15 protein-coding genes and 2 pseudogenes are annotated in these 24,214 nt (G+C 60.1%); 11 read left to right on the top strand and 6 right to left on the bottom strand.

Annotated elements, in window-relative coordinates; translation table 11 throughout:
* The first annotated feature begins 10 nt into the window (after window positions 1–10).
* From KQ693_RS05015 to KQ693_RS04975, 9 genes and pseudogenes are all read left to right on the top strand, one after another.
* A complete protein-coding gene (locus KQ693_RS05015; RefSeq protein ID WP_267262114.1) occupies window positions 11–3,514 on the top strand; it encodes a helicase-related protein in 3,504 nt (1,167 codons plus the stop codon).
* Complete coding sequence (locus KQ693_RS05010) at window positions 3,511–5,376, top strand: ATP-dependent nuclease (protein WP_267262113.1); 1,866 nt, start codon at window positions 3,511–3,513, stop codon at window positions 5,374–5,376. Before KQ693_RS05015 ends, KQ693_RS05010 begins: the two co-directional genes overlap by 4 nt.
* Entirely contained in the window at window positions 5,291–8,221 is a 2,931-nt protein-coding gene (locus KQ693_RS05005) for a DUF1156 domain-containing protein (protein WP_267262112.1), read from the top strand. Before KQ693_RS05010 ends, KQ693_RS05005 begins: the two co-directional genes overlap by 86 nt.
* A 65-nt stretch (window positions 8,222–8,286) precedes the next feature.
* On the top strand, window positions 8,287–11,637 hold the full coding sequence (locus KQ693_RS05000; protein ID WP_267262111.1) for a Swt1 family HEPN domain-containing protein: 3,351 nt from the start codon (window positions 8,287–8,289) through the stop codon (window positions 11,635–11,637).
* Window positions 11,638–11,835: 198 nt separating this feature from the next.
* Window positions 11,836–12,126 (top strand): helix-turn-helix domain-containing protein, encoded by a 291-nt coding sequence (locus tag KQ693_RS04995; protein WP_246584437.1) that lies wholly within the window; start codon window positions 11,836–11,838, stop codon window positions 12,124–12,126.
* A 3-nt stretch (window positions 12,127–12,129) separates the two neighbouring features.
* Entirely contained in the window at window positions 12,130–12,288 is a 159-nt protein-coding gene (locus KQ693_RS04990; protein ID WP_219760306.1) for a hypothetical protein, read from the top strand.
* Between the two features lie 40 nt (window positions 12,289–12,328).
* The gene (locus KQ693_RS04985) at window positions 12,329–12,766 is read left to right on the top strand and encodes a transposase (protein ID WP_323808518.1); all 438 of its coding nucleotides are present in this window, start codon (window positions 12,329–12,331) and stop codon (window positions 12,764–12,766) included.
* Between the two features lie 115 nt (window positions 12,767–12,881).
* Window positions 12,882–14,022 (top strand): annotated as a pseudogene (locus KQ693_RS04980) (helix-turn-helix domain-containing protein).
* Window positions 14,023–14,085: 63 nt separating this feature from the next.
* Complete coding sequence (locus tag KQ693_RS04975) at window positions 14,086–15,003, top strand: Abi family protein (protein ID WP_267262109.1); 918 nt, start codon at window positions 14,086–14,088, stop codon at window positions 15,001–15,003.
* Between the two features lie 322 nt (window positions 15,004–15,325).
* On the opposite strand, the pseudogene KQ693_RS04970 reads toward KQ693_RS04975, so the two are convergent.
* A pseudogene (locus tag KQ693_RS04970) lies at window positions 15,326–16,009 on the bottom strand (IS256 family transposase); the annotation flags it as partial.
* A gap of 572 nt (window positions 16,010–16,581) precedes the next feature.
* Between KQ693_RS04970 and KQ693_RS04965 the strand changes: the two are divergent.
* Window positions 16,582–16,773, top strand: coding sequence for a hypothetical protein (locus KQ693_RS04965; protein ID WP_267262108.1), 192 nt, complete (start codon window positions 16,582–16,584; stop codon window positions 16,771–16,773).
* Between the two features lie 61 nt (window positions 16,774–16,834).
* Here the strand turns inward: KQ693_RS04965 and KQ693_RS04960 are convergent, their stop codons facing one another.
* Together KQ693_RS04960 and KQ693_RS04955 are read right to left on the bottom strand one after the other, a co-directional pair.
* On the bottom strand, window positions 16,835–17,182 hold the full coding sequence (locus KQ693_RS04960) for a hypothetical protein (protein ID WP_267262107.1): 348 nt from the start codon (window positions 17,180–17,182) through the stop codon (window positions 16,835–16,837).
* A complete protein-coding gene (locus KQ693_RS04955; protein WP_267262106.1) occupies window positions 17,179–17,931 on the bottom strand; it encodes a hypothetical protein in 753 nt (250 codons plus the stop codon). Before KQ693_RS04955 ends, KQ693_RS04960 begins: the two co-directional genes overlap by 4 nt.
* 1,537 nt (window positions 17,932–19,468) lie before the next feature.
* On the opposite strand from KQ693_RS04955, the gene KQ693_RS04950 reads away from it, so the two are divergent.
* On the top strand, window positions 19,469–20,644 hold the full coding sequence (locus KQ693_RS04950) for a tyrosine-type recombinase/integrase (RefSeq protein WP_267262105.1): 1,176 nt from the start codon (window positions 19,469–19,471) through the stop codon (window positions 20,642–20,644).
* A gap of 140 nt (window positions 20,645–20,784) precedes the next feature.
* Here KQ693_RS04950 and KQ693_RS04945 read toward each other — a convergent pair whose 3' ends face one another.
* The 3 genes from KQ693_RS04945 to KQ693_RS04935 form a co-directional block, all read right to left on the bottom strand.
* Window positions 20,785–21,972, bottom strand: coding sequence for a tyrosine-type recombinase/integrase (locus KQ693_RS04945; RefSeq protein ID WP_267262104.1), 1,188 nt, complete (start codon window positions 21,970–21,972; stop codon window positions 20,785–20,787).
* A 26-nt stretch (window positions 21,973–21,998) separates the two neighbouring features.
* On the bottom strand, window positions 21,999–22,973 hold the full coding sequence (locus KQ693_RS04940; RefSeq protein ID WP_267262103.1) for a restriction endonuclease: 975 nt from the start codon (window positions 22,971–22,973) through the stop codon (window positions 21,999–22,001).
* Between the two features lie 516 nt (window positions 22,974–23,489).
* The gene (locus KQ693_RS04935; RefSeq protein ID WP_267262102.1) at window positions 23,490–24,167 is read right to left on the bottom strand and encodes a LexA family transcriptional regulator; all 678 of its coding nucleotides are present in this window, start codon (window positions 24,165–24,167) and stop codon (window positions 23,490–23,492) included.
* Window positions 24,168–24,214: the final 47 nt, after the last annotated feature.

Raw genomic sequence — 24,214 nt, 5'->3', positions numbered from 1 at the left:
AGCGGTCACCGTGGTCAACGTGCAGTGGTTCGGTACGGATGCGTTGGAACTCACCTATAAAGATCCGAGCGGGCGTGTGGGTAACGTCCTGTTGTATCGAGATGACGAACCCCGCTTAGAACTCTTGGAATACGGACGACCCTGGAGCTTTGACGGCGACGGAGCCTTGTTTCGGCTGGTGTCCGAGGCCCACCGCATCCGTCTGGTTTATCTCTTCGACCCCCTGCTCGCTGTCCACACCTCGCTTCTGGAACCCCTACCCCACCAAATCACAGCCGTTTATGAAGCAATGCTTCCGCGCCAGCCCCTGCGCTTCCTGCTGGCCGATGACCCAGGGGCAGGAAAGACCATCATGGCTGGGTTGCTCATTAAGGAACTTCTGGTCCGCGGAGATGTTCAAAGGTGCCTGGTGGTGTGTCCGGGAAGCCTGGTAGAGCAGTGGCAAGACGAGTTGTATCGGCGCTTTCAACTTCCCTTCGAGATTGCCACTAACGACAAACTAGAGGCGGCTCGCACCGGTAACTGGTTCCTGGAAAACGATCTGGTGATTGCGCGCCTAGATAAGCTGGCCCGGGATGAGTCAGTACAAGCGAAACTATCAGCTCCTGAATGCCGCTGGGACCTCGTGGTGGTGGACGAGGCTCATAAGATGTCAGCCACCTTCTTTGGAGGGGAGGTAAAGTATACCAAGCGCTATAAGCTTGGCCAGCTCCTTTCCGGACTAACCAGGCACTTTCTTCTCCTCACAGCCACGCCACACAACGGAAAAGAAGAGGACTTTCAGCTTTTCTTGGCGCTACTGGACGGGGACCGGTTTGAGGGCCGGTTTCGAAACGGCGTGCACCAAGTGGATGTGTCCGACCTCATGCGGAGGGTTGTGAAGGAGAAGCTGGTTAAGTTTGATGGCACGCCCCTCTTCCCGGAACGCTTTGCGCACACCATACCCTATAGGCTTTCAGACCTCGAGGCACACCTTTACAGGGAAGTCACCAACTATGTCCGGGAGGAATTCAACCGGGCCGCTACCTTAGAAGACGAAAAGCGAGCGGGAACCGTTGGTTTTGCCCTCACCATCCTGCAACGCCGTCTTGCCTCCTCCCCCGAAGCCATCTACCAATCCCTACGGCGTAGGCGACAGCGCCTGGAAAGCCGCCTGCGGGAGGTAGAACTGCTCCACCGTGGTGGAACGGTGTCGGTTCCGGTATCCCTTGGCCCCACAATGGATCCAGAGGACATCGAGGACCTCGAGGACGCCCCTGATGCGGAGGTGGCCGTAAAGGAAGAAGAAGTGCTTGACCAAGCCACTGCGGCCCGCACGATTGAGGAGCTACGGACTGAGATCGCCACTTTGAAGCGGCTTGAGGCTCTGGCCCAGCGCGTTCGGCAAAGTGGCGAGGACCGAAAGTGGCGAGAGCTGGCAAATCTCCTTGCGGAACTCTTTTCGCCAACGCCCCTTGTAGGCCGGAGTACCGGAGAGGCATTACACCTGGGAGGAACAGATAAGCCTGCTGCCTCATCCCGCCAAAAGCTCGTGATCTTCACCGAGCACCGCGACACCCTCCACTATCTGGTGGAGCGCATCTCAACCCTTCTTGGCCGACCCCGAGCGGTGGTGTGGATCCACGGCGGCATGGGCCGGGAGGAACGGTCTAAGGCTCAAGAGGCCTTTCTTCATGACCCTGAAGTGCAGGTCTTGGTGGCCACGGACGCCGCAGGCGAGGGCATCAACCTACAGCGGGCCCACCTCATGGTCAACTATGATCTTCCCTGGAACCCCAACCGCCTCGAGCAACGTTTCGGGCGCATACACCGCATCGGCCAGACAGAACCATGCCATATGTGGAACCTGGTGGCCATCGAAACCCGGGAAGGTGATGTCTATCACACGCTCCTCAGAAAGCTGGAGGAGGCGCGCAAGGCGCTAGGGGGTAAGGTCTTTGATGTGCTGGGAAAGCTCCAGTTTGAGGGCAGGCCCCTGCGGGATCTCCTTATTGAAGCCATACGGTATGGGGAACAACCGGAAGTCAGGGCAAAACTCACCCGGGCCATCGATGAGGCCCTGGATGTGGCCCGCCTCCAGGGACTGGTGGAGGAACGGGCCCTTGTGCAGGAGGTTCTCGATTCTGACCGCCTGCGCCGCATCCGGGAAGACATGGAGCGGGCTGAAGCGAGACGCCTACAGCCCCACTACATCGAATCCTTTTTTCTCGAGGCGTTCCAGCGCCTAGGAGGTAGCGTACGCCAGCGGGAGCCCCGACGGTACGAGATAACGCACGTACCCGGTGCCATCCGCCACCGTGACCGACTCATTGGCGTCCGGGAACCAATCCTCCGCCGCTATGAGCGCATCACCTTCGAGAAGGACCTTGTGGCCCCGCAAGGCCAACCCCTAGCCGCCTTCATCTGCCCCGGCCATCCCCTTTTGGATGCGGTCATCGACCTAACCCTCGAGCGCCATCGCGACCTCCTTCGGCGGGGAACGATCCTCGTGGATGACCGGGACCCTGGGGACAAACCTAGACTTGTCTTCTACCTGGAACACGCCATTCAGGATGCCAGTAGCACGCGCACCGGGGAGCCCAGGGTAATCTCGCGCCGACTTCTATACGTCGAGCTGGATGCCAACGGCAACGCCCGCCATGCAGGGTTTGCTCCTCACCTTGACTATCGGCCTCTTCGTGAGGGGGAACCTTCTCCCGAGGAAATCCTTGCCCGGCCGGAGTGTGGGTGGATCACGCACGACCTGGAACGGCGGGCCCAGGCCTTTGCCGTAACCCAAGTGGTGCCTGAGCACCTGGAGGAGGTGCGACGACGCCGGCTGGAGTGGATTGAGAAGACGCGGGCTGCAGTAAAGGACCGGCTCACCAAGGAGATTGCCTATTGGGACCACCGGGCTGAAGAGTTGCGCCTGCAGGAACAAGCAGGAAAGCCCGCAGCCCGGCTCAACTGGCAAGAGGCCCGGCGCCGGGCTGACGAACTGGCTGCTCGCCTCAAGAAGCGGATGGAACAGCTGGACCTCGAGGCCCAGATCTCCCCTCTTCCACCCGTGGTCATGGGTGGGTTTGTGGTGGTGCCGGCAGGACTGCTGGCTAAAATGAAGGGGCAGACTGCGTTGTCCATGCAGGTCGTAGCCGACACACAGGCCTCGGCTGCTCGCGCCCGCGCCATTGTCATGGAAGTGGAGCGCAGTCTAGGCTACGAACCCGTGGACAGGGAACACGAGCGACTTGGCTACGATATCGAAAGCCGTGACCCCCGCACGGGCCGCTTGAGGTTCATCGAGGTGAAGGGACGCGTGAGCGGAGCGGATACGATCACCGTAACCCGGAACGAGATCCTAACCGCCCTCAACAAGCCTGACGACTACATCTTGGCAATCGTGGAATTCCTCGAAGAGGGCAGCTATCGTGTCCACTACATTCGCCGTCCTTTCCGCCGGGAGCCGGACTTCGGGGTGACGAGTGTCAACTATAATCTGGGAGAACTGTTAACACGAGCGGAGGATCCAAGATGAAACTTCACCAAGTAAGGATACACAATTACCGGAGTATCAAGGACCTCACCCTCACCATACCAAACATGCTCATCCTGATTGGACCAAACAATAATGGCAAATCCAACATTCTCCGTGCTATTGAATTCGCCCTCTCTCCTTCTGCAAAGCCTGATCCTGAGGACTTTTTCGCTTACCGCCCAAGTGACGATAAAGAACTCTGGGTTGAGGTGATTTTTCGAGACCTCACCCCAAATGAAAAGAACATCTTCGAGAAATATCTCCTTGATGGCGAGAAGATTCGCATTCGAAAGTCCGCTCAACTCCTGGACGATGGCGTCATCAAAATAGCGTATAGGGGTTATATTAAGGACCCGCAAGAGTGGTGGCTGAAAAGGTCCGCATGGGACCGACTCTCAACTCGCGAGAATATTCAGAATGAAGCGGAGAACATACCTCAACTCCGTGATCTGTTACGGGACCCGGGAAGAATTACCCAACAGACATTGTTCCAATTCCAGCAGCGATATATTAATGAGCACCGCCATGAGCTAGAGTTTGAGGAGATTCTTGAGGATGCACCTCTCCTAGGCCGAACGACGCTTGGAGCGGGGGTTCTTCCTGACTTTTTCCTTATTCCCGCACTTCAGGACGTGAGCGAAGAAACGAAGGTCAAGGGCACCACCGTTTTCGGACGGCTCTTTCAACGTGCCGTTCAGGAAATGGCCGAGGCTGACGAACGGTTCCAGCAAGCGCGCGAACGGATTAAAGAGCTCATCAATGACCTGAATACTCGTCCGGAACACCCAGGAAGCGAAGGATCGGCACTAGCACGACTGGAGGCGATGCTAACAGAGGAGTTGAAAACATGGGGGGTGAAGACAACAATAGAGGTCACTCCACCAGACCTTGAAAGGATTTTTGAGCTGGGAACTCAGCTGCGCGTTGATGACGGGCTGAAAACCTTAGCAGAGAAAAAAGGTAATGGGCTACAGCGCGCAATCTTATTTGCGCTTGTACGAGTATGGGGTCAAACTCTAAGACTGTCTGCACAAATCGCAGAGTCAGCACCACGTCCTTACTCAGACTCTGTGTTCTTCGCTGTTGAAGAGCCAGAACTGTTCCTACACCCTCACGCGCAACGCCAATTGCTACAGGCATTGGAATCCTTGATAGCTATTGAAAATCATCAGGTTTTCCTAACGACACACTCCACCCACTTTGTAAACCTGGATCGCTATGAAAGGCTAGCCATTGTAGCAAGGCCAAGTCCCTCGGAAGGAACTCAAGTCCGCCAGTGTAGTGAGGAGCTTTTTACAGGTGAAGACATTACTGAAAGAAAACGACGGTTTCACATGGCCTCTTGGGTTAACCCTGAGCGAGCTGAACTCTTTTTTGCTCATAAGGTGATACTTGTTGAGGGTGAAACCGAAAAAGCAGTATTGCCATTTTTGGCACACAGGTTGGACTGCTTTGACCCCAATGTCACAGTTATTGATTGCGGAAGCAAATTCAACATTCCTCTATACATGCGGATCCTGAATGCTTTTCGCATACCCTACTGCGTAATTCATGATGAAGATCCGATACCAGACCCCATCCCTCAAAACTGGGACGAGGATAGGCGCAAAGCTGCGCACCAAACTTTTTTTATGAATAAGGAAATTTGGGACTTGCTAGATAGCAAGCTCGGCGAGGTCGAGATCTTGAGTCCCGATTTTGAAGGGGTGGCAAATATTCCGAAAAATCAAGCAAAGAAAAAAGGAAAGGCGCTCGCCGCCCTAGATTATCTAAGTAATGAAGAAAATATTCCAGAGCGTCTCATTGAAGTTATCCGTAAAGCTTTTAGGCTCCCTTCCTTTGGAGGAGATTCTAATGGGTAGCAACAGGAAGCTCATCGAAGTGGCCCTGCCCCTCCCCGAGATCAACGACGCCTCGGCGTATGACATGATGCCGGGAATCGGGGCGCATCCGAAGGGAATCCACCTCTGGTGGGGGCGGAAGGCGCTGCCGGCGTGCCGCGCTTTTCTCTTCGCCTCGGTGGTGGACGACCCGAGCAGCCATCCAGAGCGCTTCCCGACCGAGGAAGCGCAGGCGGCGGAGCGGGAGCGGTTGTTTGGGATCATCCGGCGGATGATGCAAAAGCAACTGCACAAGCACCCGGAGGTCTACGCTGAGGCTCGGGCGGAGATGCTGAAGTACTGCGACGGGAAGCTGCCGCCCGTGCTGGACCCCTTCGCGGGCGGGGGCTCCATCCCGCTCGAGGCCGCGCGGCTCGGGTTCGAGGCGTACGCCGGGGACCTAAACCCGGTCGCGGTGCTCTTGAACAAGGTCTATCTCGAGATCGTCCCTCGCTGGACCGACCACCCGCCGGTGAACCCGGAGGACCGAAGGAAAATCGGGGGTACGGGAGGCTGGCGCGGCGCCAGTGGTCTGGCTGCTGACGTCCGCTACTACGGGCAGGTAATCCTGGAGCGGGCGCGCAAGAAAATCGGCCACCTGTACCCGCCGGTGAAGGTGACGGAGGAAATGGCGGCAGAACACCCGCACCTGAAGCCCTACGTGGGGAAGGAATTGCCGGTGATCGCCTGGATCTGGGCACGCACAGTGCCAAGCCCGAACCCTGCGGCCCGTGGGGCTCACGTGCCCCTTATGAGCACATTTTGGCTGTCAAGCAAGAAAGGCAATGAGGCGTGGCTGGAGCCGGTGGTGGACCGGGCGCGGAATGCTTGGCGCTTCCGTGTTCACACCGGTGCACCGAAGGATCGGGAGGCGGTAAAGGCGGGTACCAAAACGGGTCGGGCTCAGTTCCGCTGCCTGCTCACCGGCGATCCCATCTCGGACGGGCACGTCAAGAAGGAAGGGCAGGCCGGTCGTTTAGGCGAGCGCCTGGTGGCGATTGTGGCCGACACCGACCGCGGGCGGGTTTACCTCCCGGCTACCGAGGAGCACGAAGCGGTTAGTAGGCAGGTGGACCCTTCTTGGAGGCCCGGAGGAGAAATCCCGCCCAAGCTAACGGGCGGAACATGTGCGCTGTACGGCCTTACAAGGATGGGCGACCTCTTCACCCCTCGCCAGCTCACGGCGATGGTGACGCTGTCGGACCTCATCCGGGAAGTGCGGGCGGATGTGCGGCGGGATGCACTGGCCGCCGGGCTATCGGAAGCCAACGCCGACGCCTACACCGCCGACGTAGTTACCTTCCTGGCGATGGCCCTGGACCGGTGCGCGTGCTTCAACACTTCCCTGTGCAGATGGGGCCCGAGCAATGAAAAAGTAATGAACATCTTCGATCGCCAAGCGATTCCAATGTTGTGGGACTTCGGGGAAGCAAACACCCTCGGTGATTCCGTTGGTGCCTGGGTCACGTGTGCACAGTATGTCGCTGAATGCATCGAGACTGTGGGGACTAAGCAGGAGTCTCACGCCCGCCTCATCGACGCCGCCCGGCCCTGGGACGGGCTCCGCAACGTCCTCATCTCCACCGACCCACCCTACTATGACAACATCGGCTATGCAGCACTGTCGGACTTCTTCTACGTCTGGCTCCGCCGCACTATCGGCGACCTCTACCCCGACCTCTTTGCTACCATCCTTGTACCTAAGGAGCCCGAGCTGGTGGCGGCGCCGGAGCGGTTTAACGGGGATAGGCTCAAGGCTAAGGAGCACTTCGAGCAAGGTTTCAGGCGGGCCTTTACCATCCTGCGGGAAAAGATGGACCCGCGGTTTCCCCTGACGGTGTACTACGCCTTCAAACAGGACGACGTGGAGAGCGGAGCGGACGAGGAGGAAGGAAACGACGAACCCGGCAATAGCCGGATTGACCGGACCACTGGATGGGAAACCATGCTGGAAGCCCTGATCGGGACTGGCTTCCAGATCACTGCCACCTGGCCAGTACGCTCTGCACAGAAATGGCGGATGAATGCGATGGAAGCCAACGCCCTCGCCTCCTACATCGTCCTCGCCTGCCGCCCCCGGCCAGAAAATGCTCCCCAGGCCGACCGCCGGACCTTTGTGGCGGAGCTGAAGCAGGAACTACCAGGAGCACTGCGTAAGCTTCAGCAGGGCAACATCGCCCCGGTAGACTTCGCCCAAGCCGCCATCGGCCCCGGCATGGCCATTTACTCCAAGTACAGCCGCGTGCTAGAGGCGAGCGGCCGGCCTATGAGCGTACGCACAGCTCTGGCCCTCATCAACCAAGTCCTCACCGAAGTGCTCTCCGAGCAGGAGGACGAGTTTGACAACGACACCCGCTGGGCCATCGCCTGGTTCGAGCAACACGGTTTTGAAGAAGGGGAATTCGGCGAAGCGGAGCTCCTATCTAAGGCTAAGGCCACCAGCCTAAGGGGTCTTGTAGAGGCGGGCATTGTGGCTTCCCGTGGAGGAAAGGTGCGACTGTTACGCCCTGATGAGCTACCGAAGAACTGGGATCCGGACAAAGACAAGCGCTTTACCCTTTGGGAAGCCACCCACCACCTGATACGGGTCTACTGGTACGAGAAAGCTGGAGACCAGGCCACCGCTTCGCTCTTGCGGAAGCTGGGATCCCGCGGCGACCTAGCCCGAGAACTTGCCTACCGACTCTACAATGTATGCGAAAAAAAGAACTGGTCACAGGAGGGCCAGAGCTATAACGCCCTGGTGCTGGGTTGGCCGGAGCTGGTCCGGCTCGCACGGGAACAGGGTCCTGCCGCTGCTCCCCTGTTCGAAAGCGGGGAAGCATGATGAACTGGTAATCAGAGCTCCGCTTCCACGGGGAGAGACCATACAGAGGGGGCTGGAGGAGAAAGATGGCGGTAACCAACTACGAGCGAGTGACTAGGGCTTTGGAGCACCTGCGTGCAGGGTTAGCGGGCTTTGTAGAGCAGGAGTTCCGGAGCCAGTACGGGGACAAAGCCCAGGCCGAGGCCCTGCGGTTTCTGGGTGACGACCGCTTGGCATCGCGCAAGCCTATCTCCGAATGGGATGCGGCCGCACTGCTCAAAGTGATGTGGGAGGGGTGGAACGAGGTCTTCCGCCAAACCTTGGGTCAAGCGGAACGCACCCTTGTTTCCGAACTGCGCGAGTGGCGCAACAAGTGGGCCCACCAAGAGCCCTTCAGTTCGGACGATGCGTATCGGGTCCTGGACTCCGCGGAACGCCTTTTGTCGGCTGTCGCCGCACCCCAAGCCGAAGAGCTGGCACGCATGAAACAGGAACTCCTCCGGGTTCGCTATGACGAACAGGTGCGGGCCGAACGCCGCAAGCTGGGCGGTTCGCTGGTGGAAGCCGCTGCCGCTGGTGCCCTAAGACCTTGGCGGGAGGTTATCGCCCCTCACCCCGATGTGGCTAGCGGTCGCTACCAACAAGCGGAGTTTGCAGCAGACCTATGGCAGGTGTACCTGGGTGAGGCAGCCTCCGAGTACCAGGATCCCAAGGAATTCTTCCGTCGCACGTACCTTACGGAGAACCTAAAGCACCTGCTGGTGCAGGCAGTCAAGCGCCTCTCGGGTACGGGTGGCGACCCCGTGATCCAACTTCAGACCAACTTCGGTGGTGGCAAGACCCACGCCATGATCGCCCTCTACCACCTGTTTGGCGGATATAGCCCGGCAGAGTTGCCCGGCGTTGACGTGGTTATGGCCGAGGCGGGCGTGCACACCCTACCCCATGCACGGCGGGTAGTGCTGGTCGGAAACCGTATCTCGCCGGGCAACCCCATGGTCAAGCGGGACGGCACCGTAGTCCGCACCCTGTGGGGAGAACTTGCCTGGCAACTTGGGTTTGCAGCAGGTGGCCTCGAGGAAGCCAGGAAGGCCTATGCCCGGATAGCCAAGGATGACGAGCATGCCACAAGCCCTGGGGATGCCCTTCGGGAGCTGTTTAACATCTATGGTCCGTGCCTGATCCTGATAGATGAGTGGGTAGCCTACGCTCGCCAGCTTCACGATCAAGCCGACCTCCCGGGAGGGACTTTCGACACCCAGTTCACATTTGCCCAAGCTCTTACGGAGTCGGCGCGAGCGGTGAAAAACTGCCTGGTAGCGGTTTCCCTTCCAGCTTCCGACACCTCGTCCTCCCCACACACCAGGGTTGAGGACATTGAAGTGGGTGGTGTACGGGGTCGCGAGGCCTTGGACAGGCTACGCAATGTGATTGGCCGCATCGAGTCACCCTGGCGTCCGGCCAGCGCTGAGGAAAGCTTTGAGATTGTTCGTCGACGCTTATTCGAGCCCATGACCGACCCAGAACAGTTCAAGGCACGCGACGTAACAGCCCGAGCTTTTGCTGATCTCTACCGTACCCAACGAAGCGAATTCCCGACAGAGTGCGCTGAGGCCGCATACGAACGCCGTATCCAAGCCGCGTATCCCATCCACCCAGAAGTCTTCACCCGGCTCTACGAGGACTGGTCCACCTTGGCCAAGTTCCAGCGCACCCGGGGGGTTCTGCGCCTAATGGCCGCTGTCATTCATACTCTGTGGGAGCGAGGCGACCGTAACCCTTTGATCCTACCCTCAACCATCCCCATGGACGACCCACGGGTACAATTTGAGCTTACCCGGTATCTCTCAGAGAACTGGGTTCCGGTCATCGAAAGGGACGTGGATGGACCCAGCTCGCTACCTGTGCGCCTAGATGCTGAGGTGCCTAATCTGGGCAAGTATCATGCTTGTCGCAGGGTGGCTCGCACCATCTACCTGGGCTCGGCCCCGATTCAGGGAGCTGCGCACCAAGGTATTGAAGACCGGCGTATCCGTCTGGGCTGTGTCATGCCCGGCGAATCGCCCGCTGTCTTTGGCGATGCCCTTCGGCGGCTAGCGGCCGAGGCCACCTACCTCTACCAAGACGGAAACCGCTTTTGGTACTCTACGCAACCCACGGTTACGCGGCTTGCAGAGGACCGGAGTGCCCAGCTTGCCCGCGAACCAGAAAAGGTGGCCCGGGAAATTGAGCGGCGGGTCCGGGAGGAGGTGCGGCAACGACCAGGTGAGTTTAGCCGTGTACATGAGTTTCCCCGCGGCAGCCAAGACGTACCCGATGACTTGGATGTACGGTTGGTTATCCTGGGAATCGATCGTCCACACATCAGAGGACAGGAAAGCCCGGCCCTGGCCTTTGCCAAGGAGATCCTCGAGTGGCGCGGTAGCTCTCCTCGCCATTACCGGAACACCCTGGTGTTCCTGGCCCCAGACCAAAGCCGATTGCAAGATTTAGAAGAATCCGTCCGCCGCTACTTGGCATGGGAATCTATCCTGCAAGATACGGATCTTCTTAACCTCTCCCCGCAACAGGTCCGGCAGGCTGAAGAGCAAAAGCGAACGGCAAATGCCACGGTTAACGCCCAGCTCCCTGAAACATACCTGTGGCTGCTCGTACCCATCCAAACAGATCCCCATGGAAACATTTCTTGGCAGGAGATTCGGCTCCAGGGCAACGATGGCCTCGCTGTCCGTGCAAGCTCAAGACTCTTAAAGGATGAATTGCTGATCACTCGACTGGCTGGTACTCGGCTTCGGATGGAACTGGATAAGGTCCCACTCTGGCGTGGGGATCATGTACCGGTAACCCAGCTCATCGAGGACTTCGCCCGCTACATTTACCTGTCACGTCTTAAAAACCCTGCGGTGCTCGTTGAGGCTATACGAGATGGGGTGGCACTAACTACTTGGGAGAAAGATACTTTCGCCTACGCTGAGAGCTTCGATGAAGATACAGGCCGCTACCGTGGGCTAAAGGCTGGACAGTTAGTGTCTCTTTCCCCAGAAGCCCCACAAGGACTTGTAATTAAGTCTGACGTAGCCCAAATGCAACTGGCCACCGAAACCCCGCAACCTCCCACTGGAACCGGGAGCAATGTGGGGAAGCCGCCTGGGCCGGTCCCCGTGCCAACCCCCGTACCCCCCCCACCGCCCCCTGTGAAACTTCCCACCCGGTTTCACGGCACGGTGACCTTGGACCCCATCCGGGCCGGAGCAGAAGCAGGCAAAATCGTCCAGGAAATCCTGACTCATCTCATAAATCTGCCTGGAGCCCAGGTCCAAGTAACTCTTGAGATCGATACGCGAGTACCTGGTGGAATCCCCGAAAATGTGGTGCTCATTGTGACCGAAAATGCCAAAACGCTAAGGTTTACGAACCATGGGTTCGAACCAGACTGAGGGAGGCGGCATAGATGCCCTCCCCCTAGTAAGTCACCTTTATTCGACCCACGACTCTCAGGGCTAAGCGCCTTACCGGCTCCAGCTCCTGCGGCTGGCTTAGTGCCTCCACGGATCACAAATCCTTTACCAGTCGCCACAGCCCGTCCATAGGATCCGAGGAAGAAGCTATACCCTTTCCTGTTGTACCCTTCGGTCATGACCGTGGGCGACCATCTGATCTTGAACGAGCTATGGCAGAGGGTGAAGAAGGCCAAGGACCCAATCGAGAGGACCCGTTTCCTGGCGGTCTACCACGCCAAGAAGGGGCTCACCGCTAAGGAGATCGCTAGGATCACCCTGAACACTCCCCGCTGGGTCCAGGAGACGGTGAGGCGCTACAACCAAGAAGGTCCTGAAGCTCTGAAGGACCGGCGGCACCGGAATCCGGGGGCGAGGCCCAAGCTGCGACTGTGGGTGGAGGTCAGCCCTCCATGGGCTAGCTTGTAGGAGTTGGGGAAGAGGGTTTCCCTTTACCCCATCTACCGCCTCCTGCATGAGATGAGCTTTAAGGCTCGGCGGGAGGGGCTAAGGGTACGGCACCTCGCCTACGACGAGCACCGTTTGGGGCTTAAGCCGGTGTACCGAAGGGTGTGGAGCCGAAAGGGGTGAGCCCCTGGCGGCGGTCCATCCTCGGTACGAGTGGTTCTACGTGTGCACCTTTGTGGAACCGGAGACGGGAGAGAGCTTGAGTCTGCTGGTGGACGGGATCGACACAGAGGTGATGGGCAGGGTGCTCCAGGAACTGAAGGGATGGCTGAGCGAAGGAGAGGAGACCTGGGTGGTACTTGACCGAGCCGGGTGGCATGTAAGCCAGAGGTTAAAGGTACCGGAGGGGATACGCCTGGTGTTTCTGCCGCCCTATTCTCCGGAGTTGCAGCCGGTGGAGCGGGTCTGGCCCCTGGTCAGTCACGGGCAAAGCCCGTATCTTAGCGAGGTGGTGGCGAATCGATACTTTCACGATCTAGGGGAGATGATGGCGGTGGTGGCCGAGCGGTGCCGGGTTCTGGAGGGGATCCGAAGATCCTTCAGCGACACACCCTCTTCCACTGGTGGCCTAGGACGACGGAATCAACATGGAAGGGTATAAGACGGGTATGGGTATCAAAGGGGGCGCGAACTCGGGCCGAATCTGGACAAATACACGTGAGACACCGAATGGGATAAAAAGATGGGGAACCGACCCTAGAGAGGAGGTTCCCCATATGCAGCTTACCTCGGTGGGCCGAACGATATGGAAAGGAGCTAGCCAAGGGGCAAGACTGGCCGAGGCCGGGGCAGACGACCCGGATGTCCAGGAACGCCTTCGCAAGGTGAAGTTGGTGAAAGCCTTGCGGGAGAGCCAGAGGAGCTGGGAGGAGATTCAGGAGCTTTTGGGCATCAGCCGGGCCACCTACTACCGTTGGGAAAGGGCCTTGAGGGAGAAGGGGCTAGCCGGACTCAGGCCCAAGTCCCGCCGCCCCAAGCGTACACGAGGAAAGGTGCACTGGGGGCCGGAGCTTCTCATCCGGGTGGAGGAGCTGCGGAGGGAGAACCCCACCTGGGGGCGGTGGCCCATCTGGCTGACCCTCCGGAAGGAGGGTTTTTGGTGAGCGAACGCACGGTGGGGCGTATCCTGGCCCACCTGGGTCACGGGCAAAGCCCGTATCTTGGGGGGAGCGGACGCGTGGAGAGCGTGGCCAGGTTTCTGGCCAGGAGGGGGAGAGGGAAGGCTAGGGGAAGACCTAGGAGACCCTACGCCAGGGGGAAGCCCCGGGGATATCAACCGCAAGCCCCTGGGGACCTGGTGCAGGTGGACACCTTGATGGTGAGCCTGGGGCCTGGGGAGGTGGTGCGGCACTTTTCGGCGGTGGGCCTGTTTACCCGGTATGCCCTGGGGGAGATGCATAGCCGGGCCACGGCTAGGCTAGCTGGGGAGTTTCTATCCCGACTGGTGGCCCAGGCTCCTTTTCCTATCCGGGCGGTACAGGTGGATGGGGGTAGCGAGTTCATGGCGGAGTTTGAGGTAGCGTGCCAAGGCCTGGGCATTGCTATTTTTTGTGCTGCCTCCCCGGAGTCCTAGGCTTAATGGGCACGTGGAGCGGCTGCAACGGACTTTTAGGGCTGCTTTGCCCGCAGGGCAAACATGTTTTAGAGTTTTACACCCGACCTTTGCCCACGAGGGTGGGGGAGCTACAGGCGGAGCTCAATGCCTACCTGGACTACTACAACCGCAGGAGGCCCCACATGGCCTTGGATGGCCTTGCCCCCTTAGGGTTCCTGGCTAAGATACGGGAAGAGTCGGTTCCCCAAGGTGTCTCAAATGTGCTGGCCAAATACAGGGGCTTGACATCAAGCACTGCATAGAGTATACTTACTAATGGAAATGCCCCCCCCAGGCGATTGCCTATCGGGGGGGGACGTTTAGTTATGGCCAGGCCGTATGCCAAACGCCCTCTTTCCTTGGAGGAACAGCTATCCCTCTTGGAAGAGCGTGGGCTCATAATAGGGGATCGAAAAAAGGCGCTTGATTTTGTTTCGAAAGTACAGTACACCCGTCTCCGCGCATATTGGCACGTCTTAGAAGAGAATATAGTTACTCACAAATTCCGTTCGGGCGCTAATTTCGATGAAGTTCTGCTGATTTACATGCGCGATCGGCGCCTTCGGCTTCTAGTTTTCGAAGCCATAGAGCATATAGAGGTAGTCTTACGAAGCCAGTGGGCTTACCACCTAGCTCATGCCAAGGGACCCCACGCCTATTTAGATGGGACCATAGTTCAGGACAAGTCCACACATTTGCAAGTGATTGGTCAATCTCTAAAAGAATGGGGTCGACACTGGAAACATGATCCTCAACTAAGCCACTTCCAGGCAAAATACACAGATGCTTTCCCTCCGATCTGGCTTCTGTGTGAAACCATTTCCTTCGGAACATTGGCCCGCTTTCTCGACAATATTAGGGACGCTGAACTGGGGAAAAAAGTAGCCTCCGCCGTAGGCCTTCCCTTCAGTTACCTTAAAAAGGCAGTTAGGCACTTAGTGGTGGTTCGCAACATCGTCGCACACCATGGGCGTCTTTGGGATAGAAAAATTACCGCTTTTACCCTTGGTTCGCCGGAAAAGCACCCTATTACCCTGAGGGTGGCTTTGCAACAAGCCACAGATCCCCAAAGGGTTTACCGGACCCTGGCCCTCCTGGTGTACATAGGTGGGGTCGTAGGATACCATCGTGAGTGGTATCCACGTCTCCGCGAACTTCTTGAGGAATACGGGGACTACCTGTATAGCCGCATGGGCTTTCCCGAAGGTTGGGAAACACTCGAAGTTTGGTCATCTACCAAGTAGCAGATGGTATGGGTGCTTGTCAGAGGGTCCTTGCATGGACTATCGTACCCACTTCGGCATTCTAGTCGCAAAAATCCCCTGAGTACAATACATGGAGAACGCAAAAACAGGTACACGTCTGTGCGAGTCAAGTCGCGATTTTTGTGGGTTTCTCTTCCGCACCCCAGAGCGGGGCTATGTCCATGTAACGCCTGAATGCCCATTCTTCCGTGACCCTGAGCATCACCACCGTGGCCAGGTTGGCCAGGCTTCCCGCTTTAGGGCCCCTACCCCAAATGAACCGCCTCAAGCACCGCCTCTATAACCGCCTTCACCGGTCGTGTCAAGATTTATGTGTAGACGTCTGTGTATGCGGGGCGTACCGCTCACGTAGCATCCCCTCCAGCACCTCTCGAACCTCGGCAAAGCCCTTCGTCAGCCCCGTAGGGGCTATCTTGACTCGCCGCTCAGCCCACCTCCCCTCTTGACGCTCCACCACAAGGTAGCCCCTGCGGGGCTGACCCAGGTACAACAGTTTGAATACCGCCTCGGGCCGGGGAAACTTATGGTCCCGTACCTTCGTTCCTCGCCTCACTTCCCGGATAAACCGCTCCATGAGGTTGGTGCTCCGGAGGTAGGGCCAAAGTACCTGCGGGTACTCGTAGAACCGCAGCAGAGCCCCCGAGTTCTCCCACCAAGAGGCCACCAAGGAAGGGTACCTGGCCCCCCAGGCCGCCCTCAGCTTTTCCAGAGCCTGCAGAGCTTCCTTTCGGCTCCCCGCCATGTACACCCCCCTCAGGTCCTGGGCCAGCAAGGCCCTGTCCTGAGACCGCACCTGGGACAGGCTGGCCCTCACCTGGTGCACCACACACCGTTGCCATTGGGCCAGGGGATAGACCCGGCGAATTGCTTCATCTATCCCAGGCAACCCATCGGTGATGAAAAGCAGCACCCGCCGCAGACCCCTTTGCCATAGCTCCCGCAAAACCTCTTCCCAGGCATAAGCGTTCTCGGTGGGAAGGAGCCAAGTCAGCCGAAGGCTATCTTGCACCGTAGAATCCAGCTCTCCCCTGAGGGGGTAATCTCAAGGCTACGTACACCGCTGCTTTGGGGCCCCTACGCCAAATAGACCACAGCGCCAGCCTCTACGTTGTTGGAAAACAGTAGCAAGTGGCAGGCTGTACCCTGTGAGGTGCCCCACCGGTCCACAGTGTCCCACTCAGTGGCAAAAGGAGGGGGTGTGGGAGCGGGTAGCCCAGGCACTTGCCCGGCGCAACCGGGAAGGGTAGGGGCGGTATACCTCTCCCAGCAGTATCCTGAGATGGATGCCCAGTCGGTCAAGACCGGGCAAAAAGGAGGGCCCCAAGGAAACGACAGGGCCAAGAAGGTGAAAGGGCGCAAAGGGCAGATCCTGACGGATATGGGGGCTACCCGCTAAAGGCCTATGTGCACCCGACCGACGAGTACGACAGATGAAGAATAGGAGACGAAAGTCGCAATCTTGCAAAAATAGGACCCGATAGGCAAGCTTTTTGCAAAGTTTAACTTTTAGGCTTCCCCAAAATACGTGCTACAAATTCGACAGGGTGATAGGCAGTGATGAAGCCTGACGAGCTCGCCAAACGGCTGGGTATAGGTCGGACCCTGGCCTACCGGATCGCCCGGGTCTATGGCATCCGTATTGGCCGGAAATTGTTTGTACCCGACTGGGTAGCAGAAGCCCTGGAAAAGGGGATATCCCCTGAGGAGGCCCGCCAGGAGGTACTGGTCGCCTTCCGAAAGAACAAGTAGGACACCCTCAGTTTTTGGAGCCCAGAGCCCTTTGGCCCTGGGCTCCCTTTAGTTTCCCTCACTAGTCCCAAAGCAGGAGTTCCCGAATCCAGGCGCGCCGAGCCAGGCGGTACCCCTCCCGTTTGCTCACCGTCCAAAAGCTTTGCCGTCCGTATGGGGTTTCGCATGAGGCCAGGTACTGCCCTGTAGAAGCATCCAGGGCCACGGTGGGAGCGCCGTGGCGGTCCCAGCCGTCGGCGATACGCTCGGCCAGGGTGTCGGCAATCCACTCCCGCAGTTTCACCACGGCATCGGTTCCTCCGTGTTCCACCGCCGTTAGGACCTCGTCGGGGAGGAGTCGGGTGAGCATCTGGGCCTTTCCCGAGGCGATATAGGCGAAAAGACCTTGGGCCAGAACGTCCAAAATCATAATCCTCCTCTCTTCATCTCCAGCCACTCCCCCACGGTCCGGGGGGGTTCATCCCGCCACACCCGCACGGTGATGGGCAGGGGGCGCTTGGGCCACTCCTCCAGGACCTTCCGCCAAGGCGGCTGCCGCCACTGGCCACCAGGGCTTCGGAGGTACCTATCACCCCAGAGCTGTTGGGCTCTATGCACGATCTCGTGAGCCTGATCCCAGACTCCGTGAAAAAGGGGCAATGTTCCGAGCATCCTGATGAGACCGGCAAGCCGCGGCCAGTCACCACGATGGGCGTAGAAGAGCGCGGTCTCCAACAGCTGCTGGTAAAAGTCCCCATGAAGAAACCAGGTCCAGCGCGCCCGGGCTTCGTCGTACCGTAGCACATAGGTGCCACGCCAGGCACCTTCCCGCCAGGCAGGCCAAACCAGTGGATAGTGGGCGTCTGTCACTTGGTACAAGTTTTCCTCCTTCAGCCTCCGGGTGGCCAGGAGCACCATCGGCCAACGGCCGCCCCGGGGCTCGGGGCCCAGGATGAGGTAGGCGGTGGGCAGGCCCGCCTTCCGCCGGGCGTGCCGGCCCATCCGGTCGATGAGGATCCGGTGCTTCTCGTGGAGCTTGCCGAGGGCCACCAGGATGCGCTCCTCGGGGGCGGTCTGGACGGAGTACCAGGTGTACCCCCCCTCCGACACCAACCGGAGGATTTGCGCCATGGCTCCCGTCTGGGAGCGGGGAATGGGGAATGTATCAGGTCTCGTCATACGTGAATTGTAGTAACCCGGCCCTCTGAACGTACAAAACCACTCGAAGCATGAATTTTGCCTTCCCTACATTCGGTTTCAAAGGATCATAACCCTACATAGAGGTTCCTGTAGCGCGCATTTTGTTTTCTTTCGCGGGGCTGACTATAACAGACGTGACCTCAACCCGGGTGGTGCCGGGGCCGGACGAGTACCTGCCTCCCTGTGGCAGCAGGGGGTGGGGAAAGCCGGGGAAGCTGCCTGCCGGGGTAAATCCTGGCTCGGGCACGCACTCAACGCGGCGCGGGGAGGGAACCTCCTCTCGACCGCACTCCATAACCCCTAGGGATAGGGGCGCACTGATGTTGGGCGACGCGGAAAGGGTCGTAGAGGGGGAAGGGGAAACCCGGAAACCTCTGCGGCTGGTCCAGGGAAAGGGGATGCGAATCCCCCCACGGGGTAGCCCGAACCCATAGGGCTACGACGTGTGCAGGGCGCGGCGGTACTGAGGGCACCGCAAGGTGTCAGGCCCCTGAGGGAGACTGGAGGGGGTGCCACCCGGGGGATAATCCCGGGGGCGTACGATAGCTAGCCGCGAAAGGGGTGGGTGAAACTCCCACTCTTCCCTGAACCTGGCCGCCTGGGGACCTGGATCCATCCACCCTGCCGGAGTACCCCGAGCTTCGGAACCTCGTAGGGGGAAAGGCCTCGGAAAGGGGCGGGTGGATCCGTGAAGGCGGGAACCAGCATCGAGCATTCAATATCCACCGTACCTGGACCTAACGCGGGAACCTCCTGGACCCCTGGGGCACAGGGCTGCCACCCTGCCAGGGGTTTAGGGTGTGGGGAGTACCCGGACGCGTACGGAGGCGAAGACCTCCCGAGGCGCTGGCGAAAACCCACCCGTGCAGGAGGGGGAGACCGGGCCAGTACGACGGGGAATGGCTGCATGGGGGGCCCCGTACCCCATGCGGTGCACGAACCCGCCTGGGCAACCAGGCTAGGAAAGCCCGGACCGGCTTACCCGTGTGGCTTCCACCGCACGGGGGCCTCGGCACCACTTGGGGGTGGGGGTTGTTCCCCACCCCGACAACCGGCTAGAGGCCCACAGGGGAGTTGAGGATTGCTCCTCGGTGGAGACGGAAAACCACAGGATGCCTGGGGAGGCCTCCACGCCTAGGGGTGAAACCTGAAGGCGGGGATCGCCGAACCTGGTGGCCACCTAGGGGGCCATCCATGGCCCTAGGGGGATGGCCGGCCCACACCGGCCAGCCACGGTGTCCCGAACCGTATCGGGGGCGTCCGGGGCCACAAACCGGTCAGGTCAGGTGTAGGGCTTCTCGTCCGAAGGAGGAAATCTGATGATAATGGTTGATGTCGATAAGGGTTAAGCCTGGGATAAGGGAAATCAGGCCCTCGCAGAGGTAAAAACAAGGAAAATCAACCCCCGCCCTTTCGGCGGGGGCTTTCCTTTTCGAATCCCCATGGGGGTTTGTGAACCAGGGTCACGGTATACTCGAGAGCATGTCCAGATACCAAGGCAGGAAGGAGGTAAAAGATGCGGCGTAGAGGCAAGGGAGGAGGATCCACCTACTACGACCCCCACGGGGACCGGTGGGTGGCAGAGTTGAAGTGGGTGGACGAGCTCACCGGGAAGGTGGTCAAGGTCAGGCGGTATGCCCCCACCCGCAAGGAGGCTGAGGCCTTGCTGGGAGAGTTAGCCAGTCAGAAGGCCAGGGGGCTTCTCCTCTCCCCCACCCGTCTCACCCTGCGGGAGTTTGCCCTGGAGTATCTGAAGCGCAAGGAGCGGGAGGGGGTGCGGCCCAACACCCTGCGCCTCTTGCGGTTGGAGTTGGGGCTGGCCCTGCCCTCCCTGCGGGATCCCGGTCTGCCGGATCCCCTGGGTCGTATGCCCCTGCAGCGGGTGGGTCCCGCCCAGATCCGGGGGGTGGTGGATGGTTTGGTGGGGCGGTATGCCCCCAGGACGGTGCGCAAGGTGTTAGGCCATCTGAAGGCCCTCTTTCGGGAAGCGGTGCATCTGGAGCTGGTCCCCAGGAACCCCGCGGAAGGGGTGCGGTTGCGCCTGAGGGAGGAGGAGAAGGTGGCCCGGGCCCTGGAACCGGAGGAGGTGATCCGTCTCCTGGAGGAGGCGGAGCGGGGGCGGAGTCGAGAGATGGCTTTGCTCCTTTGGCTTCTCCTCTCCACGGGTCTGAGGCGGGGGGAAGCCTTAGCCCTTCAGTGGAGGGACCTCGACCTGGACCGGGGGGAGGTGCGGGTCTGGCGTGCCTGGACCAAGGTGGACGGCAGGGGGGCCTTCACCACCCCCAAGACCTCCACCGCCCGGCGGGTGGTGCCCCTTCCCCGGGATCTCCTCCTGCGGTTGCGGGCATACAAGGAGGAGTTCCTGGCGAAACTGGCCCCGGAGGAGGTGGAGGAGCTTTTCCTCTTTGCCGGAGACCGGCCTTTTGATCCCGATGCCTTCAACCACTACCTGCGTCGGCTGGCGGAGCGGGCGGGGTTGGGGCGGGTGAGGGTGCATGACCTGCGGCACACCTGGGCCACCCTGGCCCTTTCCCGGGGGGTGCCCCTGGAGGTGGTGAGCGAGCGGCTGGGCCATGCCTCCCCCACCATCACCCTGAACGTCTACCGGCACCTGCTGGAGAAGGAGCGGCGGGGGTATGTCTTGGAGCTCGGGGAGCTTTTGGGGGGTCCGAGGCCCAGGCCGCAAGCCTGACCTCATAAGCCCTCAAATGAGCCCTCAAAGCATCTTCCCCCCTCGCTACCGAGGGGGGAAGTTTTGTGTTCTCTTCGTGGTGGGCGATGGTGGACTTGAACCACCGACCTCACGCTTATCAGCCCGCAAGGGAGGAGGGGTTAGGAACCGGGTTTGTGGCGGGGACGGGGTTTTTGAGCCTGGTTGGTCCCCGTTGGTCCCCGTTGGTTCCGGTTGTTTAGGTGTAGCAAGGTGTCAAGGGGAAGGGCCCCGGCGCGGTGATCCTCCTCCATGAGCTGCTGGTAGACCTTGACGGTGAAGGTGGGGTCTGCGTGGCGCAACCTGGCCGCCACCACCTTGGGAGGGAGGCCGGCCCGGAGGGCGAGGGAGGTGTAGGTGTGCCGGAGGCCGTGGGGGGTGATGCGGGAGACCCCGGCCTTTTCCTGCAGGGCGTAGAAGGCCCGCTTGAAGTTGTTGTATTCCATGGGGGTTCCCCGGGTGGAAGGGAACATGAGCCCGTGGTCCTGCCAGTCCGGGGTGGAGGCGCGTTCTTCCTCCAGGCGCTCCCGCCACCAGGCGAGGAGGGCTTGGGTGTCCGGGTCCAGGTAGATGGGGGCCACGCTTCCCGGCGTCTTGGCCGGGCCCAGGGTGCCGTCCCGGCGCAGGGTGTGCCGGACGTGGAGCACGTCCCCCTCCCAGTCCTCCCACCGGAGGGCCAGGGCCTCCCCGGGCCGGAGGCCGGTGGCGAGCATCAGGGCGAAGAGGGGGTAGAGGCGGTGCCCCCGGGCGGCTTCAAGAAACCGGGCCACCTCCTCGGGCTTCCAGGCCTTGGCCGGCCGGACCGCCCCGCCCCGTGGGGGATCCACGGCGTCCATGGGGTTCTGGTCCAGGAGGTCGGCCCGCACGGCGTCCCGGAGGGCGGCCCGCAAAAACTGGTAGATGTGACGGCGGTGGGAAGGAGAGAAGCCGGCGAGTTCGGCGAAGAAGGCGCGGAAGGTGAGGGGGGTCAGGCGGGAGAGGGGCAGGTGAGCGATGGGCTCCACGTGCTTCAGGTACACGTGGTAGTTGCGAAGGGTGGTGGGGCGTAGGTCTCGGGTGGCGGCCCTTTGCTCCACCCAGGAGGCCAGGTAGTCCCCAAGGCGCAGGCCGGCGGGGTCGGGAACCCAGCCCACGCCGGCCTTGGGAAGGAGCTTGGCCAGCTTTTCCGCCACCTCCCGGCGGGTGCGGCCATAGACCCACTTCTTGCGCTGGCGGCCGTCCGGGGTGTACCCGAGGGTCACGAAGCCGGCCCAGCGGCCATCCTTGCGCTGGAAGATGGAGCCTTCTCCCCTGCCTCGTTTACGCTTCATAGGCGGCTTTTGCTCAAAAACCTCTGTCAGTTCCAATCAGAAAGCCAGACCTTCAGCCGGCCATCCGCATCTGGCTTGATGAGGTAGTAAGTGCTGAAGGCTTTGTTGAGCACTTCCTTGGGGGGCCTGTCTTGGCAAACCAGGGTTTGCTGCCACTTCTTGCTGACGTAGACTTCGGCCATGTCGGGCAGGGCTTCCACGGCGGTGATCCGCATGGGTTCAAGCTCTTCGGTCCGAAGCACGCACCCCCGGCTCTGGCGTTCCCGGATGAAGGGGAGAACCTTCCGTTCCAGGAAGTCTGCGAAGGCCCACTCGTAGAGGGGGGCCCAGTCGTTGGTGCTCAAGGCGTAGCGATAGGCTGAGTCGTAGCCCCTCACCACGGCCTCGGGTGAGGAGACCGGGCGTTTGGCCTTTTGGGGCGAAGACCCCTGCGTCAAAAGGAAGAGGAAACCGAGGACTATCAGGATGGCGATGCCCACGTAAAGTGTTTCCTTCCGGGTTTGGGCAAGCCAGTTTTTGAAGTGGATCGCGAGGCCATCCCAAAATCCCGGAGACTTTGGCGCTTCCCAAAGACCGAGCTTGCGCATGGCGGCCTCGGAGGAAGCCGCATGGTAGAGAAGCCTCAACTCCTCGGGTCCCCAGGTCATCACCCCCAGGGCTTCGGCGTTTTCCAAGGCTGGCTTGGTGAACCCCGAGGGGCAGATGAGGATGCCCTTGTGGGCCCTATGGAGGTCTTTGGCCGCATGGGTCAGCCTCACCAGGTTGGCATCTGCGGGCGTGGAAAGGTTTTTGCACTGGATGAGGTAGCGCTTGCCCTGGGGGCTTATGGCTTCCACGTCAAGGCCGTTGTCCGGGGCGTTGGTCTGGCTTGGGCGGGAGGCCTTCCACCCGGGCAGGCGGGCGAAGAGGGCCTGGACCACCACCTCAAGAAGCTCCCCCCTATCCGCCTGGACCAAATAGGCCGGGTCCTCAAGCAGTTTTAGCAGCGGATCGGGCCTCATTTGACTTCGTGGGAAAGACTCCCCTATGAGCCAAGATTCAGTCAAGGTGCCTATTGTTTCTGGGCGTTCCATTCAAGGTAAACGCTCACCATGTTCTGGTTGGAAGGGCACTGGCTCGTGAGGGGGCTGATGGTTTTGCCGATGAAGTAAGTGCCTTGTATCCGACCTTCAAAAGCGATTGAAATGACGGAGTTTCCAGACTGGGAGCTAAATACCATGTTGCCGTTTATGGTGCCGTCCTGTCTTATTTGCGCGGTCACGTCTCCGTAAGCGGCGGGTTGCCCGGGGGTATAAGCTCGGACGGTGCCCGACACATTTGAGCCGCTTTGGTTGAGGGAGAATCTTAACTCCCCTGTGTTTATCGGGTCTTCAGGGCAATCTGCTTTGTTGAGGGGGCGAGTTTTAGCCGTGAGGTCAAGCCACGTGCCGGTGGCGTTTATGGGCGGGTTGGAGCTGCATGCCGCCAGTACCAGGCCGAAGACCACTAAACCCCACCGTATTCCTGATGGTTTCATATCACTTCACCTCCCGGATGCTGATCTTCCGGTAGACCTCCCCAATCACGCGCACCTCCTCGGGTTCCAAAAGCGGGCCTTTCGGGTTGTCCGAAATCAAAATCCAGCGGTTGCCAAGCTTGCGGGCCCGTTTGATGGTGATGCCGTCCCCGATGATCTCCACAGCGTAGACCCGGCCTTCCCGAAGCTCCTTGAGGTTCTGGTCCACCAGGACCAGGTCTCCGTCCCGGAGACCGTCTTCCTCCCCGGTGTCCATGGAGTCCCCTTCCACCTGGATGAGCACGGAGCCCGGGCGTACCAGGGGGCGGGGGACGGGCATGCTCCCGGACTCGGGCCAAGGCCGCCCCGCCACGCCGGAGCCCACCACGGGCACCCAGACCACATCCTCCCGAGGCTCCCCCGAGGGGCGGTAGACCAGGGGCACGTCCAGGCCCGTGGCTTCGGCGAACTCCTCCGGGGTCCAGCGGAGGGCGCTTAGCAGGGCAAGGAACTTTTCCGCCCCAAGATTGAGCGGGTGAACCCGGCCTACCTCGAGGTCGGAGATAGTTTTTTGCGAAAGGATATCGTTCGTGGCGGCTTCTAGGTCTTCTTGAGTGAGGCCAAGCTGCTTGCGGCGGGCCTTTATAGCCTCACCCCATGCTGGTCTTTGGATTGCCCTGGCCCCACCTTTCACCACCACACCACTAAGATAGAGCGTCATATACCACATGTTTACCCTTTGCTCGG

The organism is Thermus brevis (assembly GCF_026427635.1).
GTDB classification, from domain to species: domain Bacteria; phylum Deinococcota; class Deinococci; order Deinococcales; family Thermaceae; genus Thermus; species Thermus antranikianii.
The sequence above is the reverse complement of the archived record's forward strand: the minus strand, read 5'-3'. Positions and strand labels throughout refer to the sequence as shown.

What these genes read in the sequence shown, in the direction of transcription:
- KQ693_RS04940 (WP_267262103.1), bottom strand. Translation starts at nt 22,973, where the DNA reads ATGAGGCCCGATCCGCTGCTAAAACTGCTTGAGGACCCGGCCTATTTG.
- KQ693_RS04965 (WP_267262108.1), top strand. Translation starts at nt 16,582, where the DNA reads ATGAAGCCTGACGAGCTCGCCAAACGGCTGGGTATAGGTCGGACCCTG.
- KQ693_RS04960 (WP_267262107.1), bottom strand. Translation starts at nt 17,182, where the DNA reads ATGATTTTGGACGTTCTGGCCCAAGGTCTTTTCGCCTATATCGCCTCG.
- KQ693_RS05005 (WP_267262112.1), top strand. Translation starts at nt 5,291, where the DNA reads ATGAAGAAAATATTCCAGAGCGTCTCATTGAAGTTATCCGTAAAGCTT.
- KQ693_RS05010 (WP_267262113.1), top strand. Translation starts at nt 3,511, where the DNA reads ATGAAACTTCACCAAGTAAGGATACACAATTACCGGAGTATCAAGGAC.
- KQ693_RS04975 (WP_267262109.1), top strand. Translation starts at nt 14,086, where the DNA reads ATGGCCAGGCCGTATGCCAAACGCCCTCTTTCCTTGGAGGAACAGCTA.
- KQ693_RS04995 (WP_246584437.1), top strand. Translation starts at nt 11,836, where the DNA reads ATGACCGTGGGCGACCATCTGATCTTGAACGAGCTATGGCAGAGGGTG.
- KQ693_RS04950 (WP_267262105.1), top strand. Translation starts at nt 19,469, where the DNA reads ATGCGGCGTAGAGGCAAGGGAGGAGGATCCACCTACTACGACCCCCAC.
- KQ693_RS04955 (WP_267262106.1), bottom strand. Translation starts at nt 17,931, where the DNA reads ATGACGAGACCTGATACATTCCCCATTCCCCGCTCCCAGACGGGAGCC.
- KQ693_RS05000 (WP_267262111.1), top strand. Translation starts at nt 8,287, where the DNA reads ATGGCGGTAACCAACTACGAGCGAGTGACTAGGGCTTTGGAGCACCTG.
- KQ693_RS04945 (WP_267262104.1), bottom strand. Translation starts at nt 21,972, where the DNA reads ATGAAGCGTAAACGAGGCAGGGGAGAAGGCTCCATCTTCCAGCGCAAG.